This window comes from Paraburkholderia sp. USG1 (assembly GCF_031570135.1).
GTDB lineage: Bacteria > Pseudomonadota > Gammaproteobacteria > Burkholderiales > Burkholderiaceae > Paraburkholderia > Paraburkholderia dioscoreae.
In genome coordinates this window covers 248,633-261,491 of the sequence record NZ_JAMWXW010000001.1, presented here as the reverse complement: position 1 = coordinate 261,491, position 12,859 = coordinate 248,633, and the positions used below count along the sequence as shown (strand labels likewise).

At 64.5% G+C, this 12,859-nt stretch carries 14 protein-coding genes; 11 read left to right on the top strand and 3 right to left on the bottom strand.

Annotated elements, in window-relative coordinates; genetic code table 11:
- Both eno and ftsB read left to right on the top strand, forming a co-directional pair.
- Positions 1-1,284 carry a phosphopyruvate hydratase gene (eno, locus tag NE850_RS01260; protein ID WP_007181327.1) on the top strand — a complete coding sequence of 428 codons (1,284 nt, stop codon included), beginning with the start codon at positions 1-3 and terminating at the stop codon, positions 1,282-1,284.
- 107 nt (positions 1,285-1,391) lie between these two features.
- Positions 1,392-1,826, top strand: coding sequence for a cell division protein FtsB (gene ftsB, locus NE850_RS01255; RefSeq protein WP_007181328.1), 435 nt, complete (start codon positions 1,392-1,394; stop codon positions 1,824-1,826).
- Between the two features lie 133 nt (positions 1,827-1,959).
- Here the strand turns inward: ftsB and NE850_RS01250 are convergent, their stop codons facing one another.
- The 3 genes from NE850_RS01250 to NE850_RS01240 all read right to left on the bottom strand — a co-directional run bounded on the left by NE850_RS01250 (position 1,960) and on the right by NE850_RS01240 (position 4,076).
- Complete coding sequence (locus NE850_RS01250; RefSeq protein WP_007181329.1) at positions 1,960-2,340, bottom strand: hypothetical protein; 381 nt, start codon at positions 2,338-2,340, stop codon at positions 1,960-1,962.
- A 196-nt stretch (positions 2,341-2,536) separates the two neighbouring features.
- Positions 2,537-3,487: an Hsp33 family molecular chaperone HslO gene (hslO, locus tag NE850_RS01245; protein ID WP_007181330.1), complete on the bottom strand. Its 951-nt coding sequence runs from the start codon at positions 3,485-3,487 to the stop codon at positions 2,537-2,539.
- A 64-nt stretch (positions 3,488-3,551) separates the two neighbouring features.
- The gene (locus NE850_RS01240; RefSeq protein WP_007181331.1) at positions 3,552-4,076 is read right to left on the bottom strand and encodes a gamma carbonic anhydrase family protein; all 525 of its coding nucleotides are present in this window, start codon (positions 4,074-4,076) and stop codon (positions 3,552-3,554) included.
- A 368-nt stretch (positions 4,077-4,444) separates the two neighbouring features.
- Here NE850_RS01240 and NE850_RS01235 point away from each other — a divergent pair, with 368 nt between their 5' ends.
- From NE850_RS01235 to bamC, 9 genes are all read left to right on the top strand, one after another.
- On the top strand, positions 4,445-5,356 hold the full coding sequence (locus tag NE850_RS01235; RefSeq protein WP_007181332.1) for a ferritin-like domain-containing protein: 912 nt from the start codon (positions 4,445-4,447) through the stop codon (positions 5,354-5,356).
- Positions 5,357-5,440: 84 nt separating this feature from the next.
- Entirely contained in the window at positions 5,441-6,325 is an 885-nt protein-coding gene (locus tag NE850_RS01230) for an alpha/beta fold hydrolase (protein ID WP_007181333.1), read from the top strand.
- 134 nt (positions 6,326-6,459) lie between these two features.
- Positions 6,460-7,290 (top strand): 3',5'-nucleoside bisphosphate phosphatase, encoded by an 831-nt coding sequence (locus NE850_RS01225; RefSeq protein WP_007181334.1) that lies wholly within the window; start codon positions 6,460-6,462, stop codon positions 7,288-7,290.
- A gap of 129 nt (positions 7,291-7,419) precedes the next feature.
- Entirely contained in the window at positions 7,420-8,055 is a 636-nt protein-coding gene (locus NE850_RS01220; protein WP_007181335.1) for an L-threonylcarbamoyladenylate synthase, read from the top strand.
- Between the two features lie 47 nt (positions 8,056-8,102).
- Positions 8,103-8,765, top strand: coding sequence for a site-2 protease family protein (locus tag NE850_RS01215; RefSeq protein ID WP_007181336.1), 663 nt, complete (start codon positions 8,103-8,105; stop codon positions 8,763-8,765).
- 5 nt (positions 8,766-8,770) lie between these two features.
- Positions 8,771-9,973 carry a tryptophan--tRNA ligase gene (locus tag NE850_RS01210; protein WP_007181337.1) on the top strand — a complete coding sequence of 401 codons (1,203 nt, stop codon included), beginning with the start codon at positions 8,771-8,773 and terminating at the stop codon, positions 9,971-9,973.
- Positions 9,974-10,010: 37 nt separating this feature from the next.
- Positions 10,011-10,610 carry a bifunctional 2-polyprenyl-6-hydroxyphenol methylase/3-demethylubiquinol 3-O-methyltransferase UbiG gene (locus tag NE850_RS01205; protein ID WP_197740232.1) on the top strand — a complete coding sequence of 200 codons (600 nt, stop codon included), beginning with the start codon at positions 10,011-10,013 and terminating at the stop codon, positions 10,608-10,610.
- A 43-nt stretch (positions 10,611-10,653) separates the two neighbouring features.
- Complete coding sequence (gene dapA / locus NE850_RS01200; RefSeq protein ID WP_165186551.1) at positions 10,654-11,580, top strand: 4-hydroxy-tetrahydrodipicolinate synthase; 927 nt, start codon at positions 10,654-10,656, stop codon at positions 11,578-11,580.
- A 133-nt stretch (positions 11,581-11,713) separates the two neighbouring features.
- On the top strand, positions 11,714-12,853 hold the full coding sequence (bamC, locus tag NE850_RS01195) for an outer membrane protein assembly factor BamC (RefSeq protein ID WP_007181340.1): 1,140 nt from the start codon (positions 11,714-11,716) through the stop codon (positions 12,851-12,853).
- Positions 12,854-12,859: the final 6 nt, after the last annotated feature.

Sequence of the window (12,859 nt, the reverse complement as noted above, 5' to 3'; positions counted from 1 at the left end):
ATGAGTGCTATCGTAGATATCATCGGTCGAGAGATTCTCGATTCGCGAGGCAACCCCACCGTCGAATGCGACGTGCTGCTCGAGTCGGGCACGATGGGCCGCGCCGCGGTGCCGTCGGGTGCGTCGACGGGTTCGCGTGAAGCGATCGAACTGCGTGACGGCGAAGCCGGCCGCTACGGCGGCAAGGGCGTGCTGAAGGCCGTCGAGCACATCAACACCGAAATCTCCGAAGCGATCATGGGTCTCGACGCTTCCGAGCAGGCGTTCCTCGACAAGACGCTGCTGGAACTCGACGGCACGGACAACAAGTCGCGCCTGGGCGCGAACGCGATGCTGGCTGTCTCGATGGCCGTCGCGAAAGCCGCTGCTGAAGAAGCCGGCCTGCCGCTGTACCGCTACTTCGGCGGCTCGGGCGCGATGCAACTGCCGGTGCCGATGATGAACATCGTCAACGGCGGCGCGCACGCCAACAACAGCCTGGACATCCAGGAATTCATGATCGTGCCGGTCAGCCAGCCGACCTTCCGCGAAGCACTGCGCTGCGGCGCCGAAGTGTTCCACGCGCTGAAGAAGATCCTGTCGGATCGCGGCATGAGCACGGCAGTGGGCGACGAAGGCGGCTTCGCGCCGAACTTCGGCAGCAACGACGAATGCCTGTCCACCATCCTGCAAGCCATCGAGAAAGCCGGCTACCGCGCCGGTGAAGACGTGCTGCTCGCACTCGACTGCGCAGCAAGCGAGTTCTACCACGACGGCAAGTACCAGCTGGCCGGCGAAGGCCTGCAACTCTCGTCCACGGAATTCACGGACTACCTGGCGAATCTGGCCGACAAGTTCCCGATCGTGTCGATCGAAGACGGCATGCACGAAAGCGACTGGGCCGGCTGGAAGACGCTGACCGACAAGCTCGGCAAGAAGGTTCAGCTCGTGGGCGACGACCTGTTCGTCACCAACACGCGCATCCTGAAGGAAGGCATCGAAAAGGGCATCGCCAACTCGATCCTCATCAAGATCAACCAGATCGGTACGCTGACGGAAACCTTCGCGGCGATCGAAATGGCCAAGCGCGCCGGCTACACGGCCGTGATCTCGCACCGTTCGGGCGAAACCGAGGATTCGACGATTGCGGATATCGCGGTCGGCCTGAACGCCGGTCAGATCAAGACGGGTTCGCTGTCGCGCTCGGACCGCATCTCGAAGTACAACCAGTTGCTGCGTATCGAAGAAGATCTCGGCGATATCGCCAGCTACCCGGGCAAGTCGGCGTTCTACAATCTGCGCTAATGGCTTTCTTGCTGGCGCTGACCGATGAGCCGGTTATCCTTCGTTTCTGATTGACCCCGCCGCCCTGCGTATAGCGCAGGGCGGCGTGTATTTATTGTGCCTACTTCATGCGGCTTGTCACTGCTGTCCTGATCGTTCTACTGGCGCTGATCCAGTACCCGCTCTGGTGGGGACATGGCGGCTGGTTGCGCGTGCACGAGTTGCAGCAGCAACTGGCGCAACAAGTGCAAAAGAATGCCGACTCGAAGCTGCGCAATGAGCGCATTCAAGGCGAAGTGCAGGATTTGCAGAACGGCACGGCCGCTGTCGAAGAGCGGGCACGCTACGAAATGGGCATGGTGAAGGACGGCGAAGTGTTCGTGCAGTTCGTGTCGCCGAATGCGCCGTTGCCGGCGGCGAACACGCCATCGGCAACCACGTCCACGCGTGGCGAAATGTCGGCGGCGCCGCTGCATGTGGTGCCGAATCCGGAGTCGCGCGCGAAGCCGGACCGCAAGCACGGTGGGAAAGCTGCTGCTAACGAAAGAAAGCCTGCGCACTGAGCTTCGTCGCCGCGCAACGGTTTGATACGAAGGACGCAAAAAAGGCACGGTGAAAAATAAACCGTGCCTTTTTCTTTGGAGCCGCCGTCGGGGCGGAATTCCCGCGGCGTGCGTGAACTCTGCCGCTTACTCGCTACCAGCCCCAGTACGGTCCGTATCCGACGCCGACACCCGTACCCCAGCCGTGCCCCCAACCACCGCCGTAATAGCTGCCGTACACGCTCACAGGCGGCGTGTAGTAACGCGACCACGCCTGCGCCGCGTTTTCGGCGGCAATCGCCTGATTCTGCTCGACCATGACCTGTTGGTCGATCGCGTCATAGCGCTGTCGCTCCTGAGGCGTCAGCGGTTGGGCGGTGCCAGACTGGTCGGCGGGCAGGCGGCTATATATCGGCGACGGACCCGGCGGATCCATCATGCAGCCGGCCAGCGCGCCGCCGCCGACGAGGACAGCCAGCACGGCGGCCGTGCGCGCACGGCGCAGCAGCGGTATCAACGAAGTAGGATGGTTCATGTTTCTATCTCCATCGGTCGGATGCCTAAGCAAATCATGCCCCGCACGCACCGCCAATGATTCAACGCAATGGTCAACGATACCGCGCCGTCCGAGCCCCGAAAATGCAGCGGGCAGCGCGGTACCTTTACTGCCTCAACACGGCTGTAGTCAACCGCCGCCTCGCGCGCATGAGCGCCGCGCGCCGGCGAGCCGTTCAGTGCCGTTGGTCAGCCGCGGGCGTCACACCTTGTGAGAGCGCTTCGGCGACAAAAAGTTGCGCCACATCGACCGGATCGAACTCGTAGCGCTGGTTGCAGAACTCGCAATGAATCTCGACGTGACCGCGTTCTTCGAGCACGCCGTCCACTTCTTCGCGGCCCAGCATCTTCAGCATGCCGCCGACCTTTTCGCGCGAACACGTGCATTCGAAACGCGCCTTCGCCGGTTCGAAATGCTGAACGTTCTCCTGCCAGAACAGGCGGCGGAAAATCGTTTCCGGTTCTTCCTTCAGCAATTCGTCTTGCGACATCGTGCCGCCCAGCGTGCACACGCGCTCCCACGTGTCCGCGTCCAGATCGCCCGGATGCGGGACGATGCCGCCGTCGCCCGGCAATTTTTGCAGCAGCATGCCGACCGCACGCTCGGTGTTCGCCGCCAGCCACAGGCGCGTGTCGAGCTGCTCGGAGTGATGCATGTAATGCTCGAGCACTTCGGCCATCGAGTTGAGCGGGCCGTCCACGCCCGACAGCGGCACGATACTTTGATACGGCTGCTGGCCGGGCTGCTTGGAGGCCGGGTCGAGCGTGATCACGCAACGGCCGTGACCGCTCGCGTTCAACAGGTCGACCATGCTGGTCGTCTCGCTGATCACGCTGGCCGCTTCGCCCGACAGCTTGGCGGTGGCGCGCATCGACAGATCGGAGCCGCACTGCACCACCAGCATCTTGACCGGGCCGTCGCCGAAAATCTGCATGATGAGCGTGCCGTCGAACTTGAGGTTCGCCGACAGCAGCGCGCAGGCAGCCATCATTTCGCCCAGCACCGTGCGCACCGGCGCCGGATAATCGCGACGCGTCAGGACTTCCTGCCACGTATTGCGCAGCGAAACGATCTCGCCGCGCACCGGCGCCGCGCTGAACATGAATTTTTGCAACTGGTCGCTCACAACTTTTCCTCGGTCGAATGACGCAGCGTGATGCCGCGCCGTGCGCGCTGCGCGCTCCGGCTGGTTAGCCGATACGCACGAGCTGCGCCTTGTAATATTCGCGGCGCTCGGCATAGGTTGCCGCGCCGCGCTGCATGTTGGCGATGTCTGTTTCGGTCAGTTCGCGCACCACTTTGGCGGGCGCGCCGAGAATCAGCGAATTGTCGGGAAACACTTTGCCTTCGGTGACGATGGCGCCCGCTCCGACCAGACAGTTGCGGCCGATCACCGCGCCATTCAAGACCACGGCCTGAATTCCGATCAGAGAGCCTTCCTTGATCGTGCAGCCATGCAGCATGACCTGGTGGCCGATCGTCACGTTCGGCTCGACCGTCAGCGGAAAACCGGGGTCGGTGTGCAGCACGGCGTTTTCCTGCACGTTGCTGCCCGTGCCGATGGTGATGGGCTCGTTGTCGCCGCGAATCGTCGCGCTGAACCACACGCTGGCGTTCTCCCCGAGCGTCACGTTGCCGATGATGCTCGCTGAATCCGCGACGAACACGCTTTCATGGATGGTCGGGGCGGCATCGCCAAGCTTGTAAATGGTCACAGTGTCTCCTTTTGATCGGTCGCTACGCACGTGGCGGGATAGGGCGGCAGACCCGCCCGACAGGTCTTGCGCCCCGGGCGGCTGCGCCGCTCCGGCGCACCGGGCGCGCTGAATGGTCGTCGAATCGGGTATTGTAAACGGTTGTGTGCTTGAGCCGCTGCCGGCCCCGCTTGCCGGAGCCGCACGGGCATTCGCCGCTTCGCTGCTCGGGCCACGGTCTGCGTAGGTTTATCGCGATTTATCGCGATTTATCGCGACGGCTGCTTTGACGGCAGCGTGTTGACTTGGCGGTCGCCGCTCGCTCCGCCGTTTCGTCAGCCTCCGCGCTTCGGGCTTCCGTTGCTGTTTCCTTTGTCGATCCGCTCGTCATGATCTCTGCCGCTCCGTCCGCGTTGTCCGCGTCGCCCGATTCATCTGTCGCCGATGCCGGGCGGAGCGCCCATTGCGCGCGCGCCGCGGCGCTCGCCGCACTGCGCGAAGCCGACCCGATCGCCAAGGCCGCCGCGGCCCGCGCGCTCTATGCCGCGGTGCTCGAAGGCAGCATGGCATGCGCCGCGGACCTCGCGTTCGACGAACCGGCCGGACTGCCGGGCCGTCCGGCGCGGCCGGAACTGGTCGATCCGCGCCATCTGAAGCGGCGCAGCATGCAATCGCCGCAAGGGCGCGCGGTTCTGCTGCACGCGCTCGCGCACATCGAATTCAACGCCATCAATCTCGCGCTCGACGCCGTCTGGCGCTTCGCCGGCATGCCCGCCGCGTTCTACGCCGACTGGCTCAAAGTCGCCGCCGAAGAGGCGTATCACTTCTCGCTGCTGGCCGCGCGCCTTGCGGAGTACGGCCACGTCTACGGCGACTTTCCAGCCCACGACGGCCTGTGGGACATGTGCGAGCGCACCCGCGGCGACGTGCTGGCGCGCATGGCGCTGGTGCCTCGCACGCTCGAAGCACGCGGCCTCGACGCGTCGCCGCCGATCCGCGCGCGCCTGCTGCAGGCGGGCGATCAGGCGTCAGCAGCCATTCTCGACGTGATCCTGCGCGATGAAATCGGCCACGTGCTGATCGGCAACCGCTGGTTCCGTTACCTGTGCGATGGCAGCGGGCTCGACCCTCACGAGACTTACACGCGCCTCGCCGACCAGTATCACGCACCGAAATTACGTGGTCCGTTCAATTTCGAGGCGCGCCGCGATGCCGGTTTCGACGAGGCGGAACTGGCCGAGTTGGCAGCATTGGCGGGCCTCGACGCGCCGGAACCCGCGCCGCCGGCCGCCGCCGGTTGAGGTTTCCTTCGCAATCCGGCGCCGTGCATCGGCCGGCTATCTCGTTATAATCGAACGACCATTCTTTTTTTGGACGCGCCGTTCATGAACACTTCCCGCTCTGAATTCGTCGCCGTGCGCGACATCCGTCTGCATGTGCGGCGTTGGGGCAACCCGGACGCGCCGATGCTATTCATGTTGCATGGCTGGATGGACGTGGCGGCCTCGTTCCAGTTCGTCGTCGACGCGCTGGGCGGTGACTGGCAGGTGCTGGCGCCGGACATGCGCGGTTTCGGCCTGTCGGACTGGCCAGTGGCTGAGCGCGGCGGCGGCAATTACTGGATTCAGGACTATCTGGCCGATCTCGACGCCTTGCTCGACCACTATGCGCCGGCCGGCGAAGTGAATCTGGTCGGCCACAGCATGGGCGCGAATATCGCCTGCGTATATGCAGGCGTGCGGCCGGAGCGGGTGCGGCGCGTAGTCGACCTCGAAGGCTTCGGTCTCGCGCCGTCGCACCCGGCGCAGGCGCCCAAACGCCTGCGCAACTGGCTGGACGAATTGCGCGATCCGCCGCAACTGAAGCGCTACGCGTCGCTCGACGACGTCGCCGCGCGCCTTGTCAAAACCAATCCGCGCCTCGATCCGCAGCGCGCGCAGTTCCTCGCGCAGCACTGGTCGAAGCCGGACGGTGAAGGGCGCTTCATGCTGCTCGCCGATCCCGCGCACAAACTGCGCGGCCCCGCGCTGTACCGCCTCGACGAAGTGATGGCGACGTGGCGCAAGGTGAGCGCGAAGGTGCTGCACGTTGAAGCCGCCAACTCGCCGACGCTCGCGCAGATCGCCGGCGAGATCCCGCTCGACGAATTCAAGGCGCGCTTTCAGGCGTTCCCGAACTGGCGCGAGAAGATCATCGACGAAGCGGGGCACATGGTGCACCACGACCAGCCGGAGCAGGTGGCCGCGCTGATCGAGGGGTTTTGCGCATAGCGCTTTCAAATCGTTTCCAGGGTTTCCCGCGAACCGCCAACGGGATTTCCTTCGGGGCGGCGGTTGCGCGAGATAGCTCTGCGTTCACTTACTGCGTTGCAGTAAAATGAGTGCTGATCCTTTTCAAGACAACGATGAACGCCGACCTCCACTGTCACTCCACCGTTTCCGACGGCCAGTTCGCGCCGGCCGATGTCGCGCGCCGCGCGCACGCGGGCGGCGTGACGCTGTGGGCGCTCACCGATCATGACGAACTGGGCGGTCAGCGCGAAGCGAAAAGCACTGCCGAAGCGCTCGGCATGGCTTATCTGAGCGGCGTCGAAATTTCGGTGACATGGGCTTCGCGCACGGTGCACATCGTCGGATTGGGCATCGATCCGACCAGTTCCGTCCTGATCGACGGGCTCGCGCGCACGCGCAACGGCCGCGCCGCGCGCGCGGAGGCGATCGGCGAGCAGTTGGCCACGCTCGGCATACCCGACGCCTATCAGGGCGCGCTCAGATACGTGTCGAACCCGGACATGATTTCGCGCACGCATTTCGCCCGTTTCATGGTGGAAAGCGGCTACGCCAGTTCCACGCAGGACGTGTTCACCCGCTATCTCGGCGACGGCAAACCCGGTTACGTGCCGCACCGCTGGGCCAAACTGGCCGATGCGGTCGGCTGGATCCAGGCCGCAGGCGGCGAAGCCGTGATTGCGCATCCGGGCCGGTATGCGTACTCGCCGGTCGAATTCGACGCGTTTTTCGCCGAATTCATCGATCTCGGCGGCAAGGCGATCGAAGTGGTGACAGGCAGCCATACGCCCGACCAGTATCGCGAATACGCGGATGTCGCGCGCCGTTTCGGCTTCGAGGCGTCGCGCGGGTCCGACTTCCACGCAGCCGGCGAAGGCCGCGTCGACCTCGGCACGCTGCCGCCGCTGCCCGCCGATCTGAAGCCCGTCTGGGAACGCTGGCTGTGACCGCGCCGTGCCGGGGCGGCACGTCCGGCGCGACCGCCGGTTGGGCGCGGCGCGTGCTTCCGGCCGGTCTTCGGCCAGAACTCCATTGCCGTTCATCCGCTGTTCATCCGTCAGCCAACGTTAGTCGCCATGTCCCAATACTTCCGGCTTCATCCCGATAACCCACAGCCGCGCCTCGTCAAGCAGGCCGTGCAGATCATCAAAGATGGCGGCGTGGTCGCGCTGCCGACGGATTCCAGCTACGCGCTCGCCTGCCATCTGGACGACAAGGAAGCGGTCGAGCGTCTGCGGCGCATTCGCGGACTCGACGAGAAGCAACTGCTGTCCTTGCTGGTGCGCGATCTGTCGGAGCTCTCGAACTTCGCGATGGTGGACAACCGGCAGTACCGGCTGATCAAATCGGTGACGCCCGGCCCGTACGTATTCGTGTTGCAGGCCACCAAGGAGGTGCCGCGGCGCCTCTCGCATCCGTCGCGCAAGACCATCGGCCTGCGCGTGCCGGACCACGCGATCACGCTGGCGATTCTCGAGGAACTCGGCCAGCCGTTGCTCGGCTCGACGCTGATCATGCCGGGCGAAACCCAGCCGCTGAACGACCCGGAAGAAATCCGGGCGCGCCTGGAAAAGCAACTGGATCTGGTGATCGACGGCGGCCCTTGCGTGTGCGAGCCTTCCACGGTGATCGATCTGACCGGTGCCGAACCGGTGCTGGTGCGGGCAGGGCGCGGTTCTCTCGCGCCGTTCGGCCTTGCAGAGACGGCATGAGTGAAAGCGGACAGACGCACGCAATCGCGTTGTTACAATAACGAGTTATGGATTCTTCCCTGATACAGACCATTGCGGTATATGCGTTGCCCGTGATTTTCGCCATCACGCTGCACGAAGCCGCGCATGGCTACGTCGCGCGCTGGCTCGGCGACAATACCGCCTACGTGCTCGGCCGCGTCTCCGTCAATCCGATGCGGCACATCGATCCGCTCGGCACGATTGCAATTCCCTTGCTGTTGTACTTCGCCACCAGCGGCGCGTTCATGTTCGGTTACGCCAAGCCGGTGCCGGTCGCCTTCGGTAACCTGCGCAATCCGCGCTGGGGCAGCCTGTGGGTCGCGGCGGCGGGGCCGGCCTGCAACTTCGTGCAGGCTCTGATCTGGGGCCTGTTCGGGGTCGCGCTGGCGGTGTTGAATGTCGACGAGCCCTTCTTCACGCGCATGGCGGGAGCGGGCGTGGGCGTGAACCTCGTGCTCGGCGTGCTCAACCTGTTTCCGCTGCCGCCGCTCGACGGCGGCCGTGTGCTGATGGCGCTGCTGCCGCCGCGCCAATCCATCACGCTGTCGCGCCTCGAACCGTACGGCTTTTTCATCGTGATGGCACTGGTCATGACGGGCACGCTGACGCGTTACTGGTTGAACCCGCTCGTCACGATCGGGTACAGCGCGATCACCGCCATTCTGACTCCCCTTGTTTCGCTTTTCTAAATATCATGTTCCCAGACCGTATCTTCTCCGGCATGCGGCCCACCGGGTCGTTGCACCTCGGCCACTATCACGGCGTGCTGAAAAACTGGGTGCGGTTGCAGTCCGAATACCCGTGTTTCTTCTGCGTGGTCGACTGGCACGCGCTGACCACGCACTACGAAACGCCCGAAGTGATCGAAAAGAACGTCTGGGACGTGCTGACCGACTGGCTTGCCTCCGGCATCGATCCGGCGCAGGCCACGCTGTTCATCCAGAGCAAGGTGCCCGAGCACGCCGAACTGGCGCTGTTGCTTGGCATGAGCACGCCGCTCGGCTGGCTCGAACGCGTGCCGACCTACAAGGAGCAGCAGGAGAAGCTGAAGGACAAGGATCTGTCCACTTACGGCTTTCTCGGCTATCCGGTGCTGATGGCGGCGGACATTCTGCTGTATCGCGGCTCGCTCGTGCCGGTTGGTGAAGACCAGGTGCCGCACGTCGAAATGACGCGTGAAATCGCGCGCCGTTTCAACTACCTGTACGGCCGCGAACCAGGCTTCGAGGAGAAGGCCAACGAGGCGGCGAAGAAGCTCGGCGGCAAGCGCTCCAAGCTCTATCACGAACTGCGCAACGCCTACCAGCAGGAAGGCGACGACGAAGCGCTCGAACAGGCGCGCGCCATGTTGCAGGAATCGCAGAGTCTGTCGATGAACGACCGCGAGCGCCTGTTCGGCTACCTCGAAGGTTCGCGCAAGATCATTCTGGTCGAGCCGCAAGCCATGCTGACCGAGGCGTCGCGCATGCCGGGTCTCGACGGGCAGAAAATGTCGAAGTCGTACGGCAACACGATCGGCTTGCGCGAAGACGCGGAAACCATCACGAAGAAAGTCCGCACCATGCCGACCGATCCGGCCCGCGTGCGCCGCACCGATCCGGGCGACCCCGACAAGTGCCCTGTGTGGCAGCTCCATCAGGTCTATACGGACGAAGCCACCCACGACTGGGTGCAGAAAGGCTGCCGGACAGCCGGCATTGGTTGCCTGGAGTGCAAGCAGCCGGTGATCGAAGGCATTCTGCGCGAGCAGCAGCCCATGCTCGAGCGCGCGCAGAAGTACATGGACGACCCATCGCTGTTGCGCGCGATCGTCGCCGACGGCTGTGACAAGGCCCGCAAATTTGCTTCGGAAACGATGCGCGACGTCCGCGAAGCGATGGGCCTCTCGTACAACTGACGCAACCGACGAGCCGCGCCAAGGTATGAGCACTCCGATGAACACGCCCGCTGCCGCCCTGCATGGATTGGGCGAACCGTCGCCCTGGGTGCGCGATTGGGCGCATCTGGTCGCGGCGGGCGGCGCGGTGCTCGACGTCGCGTGCGGGGCGGGGCGGCATGCGCGGTTCTTTGCGGCGCTGGGGCATCCGGTGACGGCCATCGACCGGGATGCGGCGGCGCTCGCTACCCTGCGCGGAGAGCCGCTCGTCACGCCGCTCGAAGCCGATCTCGAAGGTGCCGGCTGGCCGTTGCCCGCCGAGGCGAAATTCGCCGCCGTCGTGGTGACGAATTACCTGCACCGGCCGCTCTTCGCGCAGCTCCTGCACGCGCTCGCTCCGGGCGGCGTGCTGGTCTACGAGACCTTCGCGCAAGGAAACGAAAGAGTCGGCAAACCTTCCAATCCGGCGTTTTTGCTGGCGCCCGGCGAGCTTCTCGAGCGCGTGCGCGGCAAACTCCGGGTAGTCGCATTTCAAGATGGTTTTCTTGCGCAGCCGCGCCCGGCTTACGTCCAGCGGATCTGCGCAATTCTGGAGGCGGAGCGCTCAGACGACCCCGCGCAGGCGGCACCCCCGCCTTGTTACGAGTTGGCTGGCTAATCCGCTACAATCGCGGTTTACCTGATCAAATTCATGGCGTTTCATGACTAACGGCAACCAAAGCAGCAAGCTCGGCAGCAACGACGGCGTTCAGATTCGCGGCAGCATTCCTGCCATCATCACCCCGATGCTCGAAGACGGCAGTCTGGATCTGCCGGCGTTTCGCAAACTGATCGACTGGCACGTTGCAGAGGGCACGAACGCTCTTGTCGTGGTCGGCACGAGCGGCGAGTCGGCCACGCTGTCGGTCGAAGAACACGTGCTGATGGTCAAGACCGCGGTCGAGCACACGGCGGGCCGGATTCCGGTGATCGCGGGCTCGGGCGGCAACTCCACGACCGAGGCGATCGAACTTACCCAGCGGGCCAAAGAGGTCGGCGCCGACGCCACGCTCCAGGTCGTGCCGTACTACAACAAGCCGACGCAGGAGGGCATCTACCGCCACTTCGCGAAGATCGCGGAAACCGTCGATCTGCCGGTGATTCTGTACAACGTGCCGGGCCGCACCGTTGCCGACATGAGCAACGAAACCATCCTGCGCCTCGCGCAGGTGCCGGGCATCATCGGTGTGAAAGAAGCGACCGGCAATATCGATCGCGCCGCGCATCTGATCAAGTTTGCGCCGTCGCACTTCGGCATCTACAGCGGCGACGATCCCACCGCGATCGCGCTGATGCTGCTCGGCGGCCACGGCAATATTTCGGTCACCGCCAACGTCGCGCCGCGCGCCATGAGCGATCTCTGCAAGGCCGCTCTCGCCGCGGATGCTAAGACCGCCCGTGAGATTCATCTGAAACTCCTGTCGCTGCATAAGAACCTGTTCGTCGAATCGAATCCGATTCCGGCCAAATGGGCGCTGCAGCAAATGGGTCGTGTGCAGGGCGGAATCCGCCTGCCGCTTACGCCGCTCGACCCGCAGTACCACGAAGTGGTGCGCGGCGCGCTGCGCGAAGCGGGCCTGCTGGGCTAGGCGGATAGCGTCCGCGGCAACCCGTAGCGCTAACGAAAGCCTGCCACCGGCACTCCCTTAACCGACGTCGATCCAGCCCGCGTTCCCGGCACACAGAACCAAGGCACCGCGTTCCAGCATCACGAAGGACCTCATGAAACGTTCCGCACTTTCCCTCCACGCAACCCGCATGGCGGCGCTGGCGCTTGCCCTTACGACGCTCGCCGGCTGTGACACGCTGAACGACTGGTTTGCTTCCGACCGCGTCAACTACAAGGGCGCGGGCAGTGCGCCGCCGCTCGCCGTTCCGGGCGATCTGAGCACTACGCCGACCGATCAGCGCTACGTCGCACCGCCCGCCAATCTGGCGCTGGGCGGCGCTCAGAAGCGCGCGGTGACGGCCGCCGGCAATTCGACCGAAGGCCAGCCGAACGCGCAGGATCCGCTCGGCATGCATATCGAACGTGACGGCGATCGCCGCTGGCTCGTGGTCGACGGCCGCTCGCCGGAACAGCTCTGGCCGCAGTTGCAGGAGTTCTGGCAGGAAAACGGCTTCGCGCTGAAGACCGACGCGCCGGCCACCGGCATCATGACGACCGACTGGGCCGAAAACCGCGCCAATATCCCGGACGACTGGTTCCGCCGCACGGTCGGCAAGGTGATCGACTTCGCGTATTCGTCGGGCACGCGTGACAGTTTCCGCACGCTCGTCTCGCGCGCGCCGGGCGGCACGACCGATATCTCCATCACGCACAGCGCAATGGAGGAAGTGATGACCGGGCAGGACAAGACATCGTCGCGCTGGGAAGAGCGTCCGCGTGATCCGGCGCTCGAAGCGCTGTTCCTCACCAAGCTGATGCAGAAGTTCGGCCTGACCGAAACGCAATCCAGGCAACTGCTGACCGACGCGCGTCCGGCGGCCGCACCGACCACGCTCGACCAGAGCGCGGGCGCATCCACGCTCGACCTGCAGGAGTCGTTCGATCGCGCATGGCTGCGCGTGGGCCTCGCGCTCGACCGCACCAACTTCACCGTCGACAACCGCGATCGTGCGAAGGGCATCTACTACGTGCGCTACGCGGACTCGATGCAGGAACTGAAGAAAGAAGGGCTGCTCGGCAAGCTGTTCTACAGCGGCAATTCGTCGAAAAAGCCGGGTCAGGAATTCCTCGTCAACGTGCGCTCGAAGGGTGACGCCGTGACGCAGGTGGCCGTGCTGGACGCGAATGGGCAGGTGGACAACTCGTCCGACGCGCAGCGCATCGTGACGCTGCTGCACGCGCAACTGAACTAAGCGGCC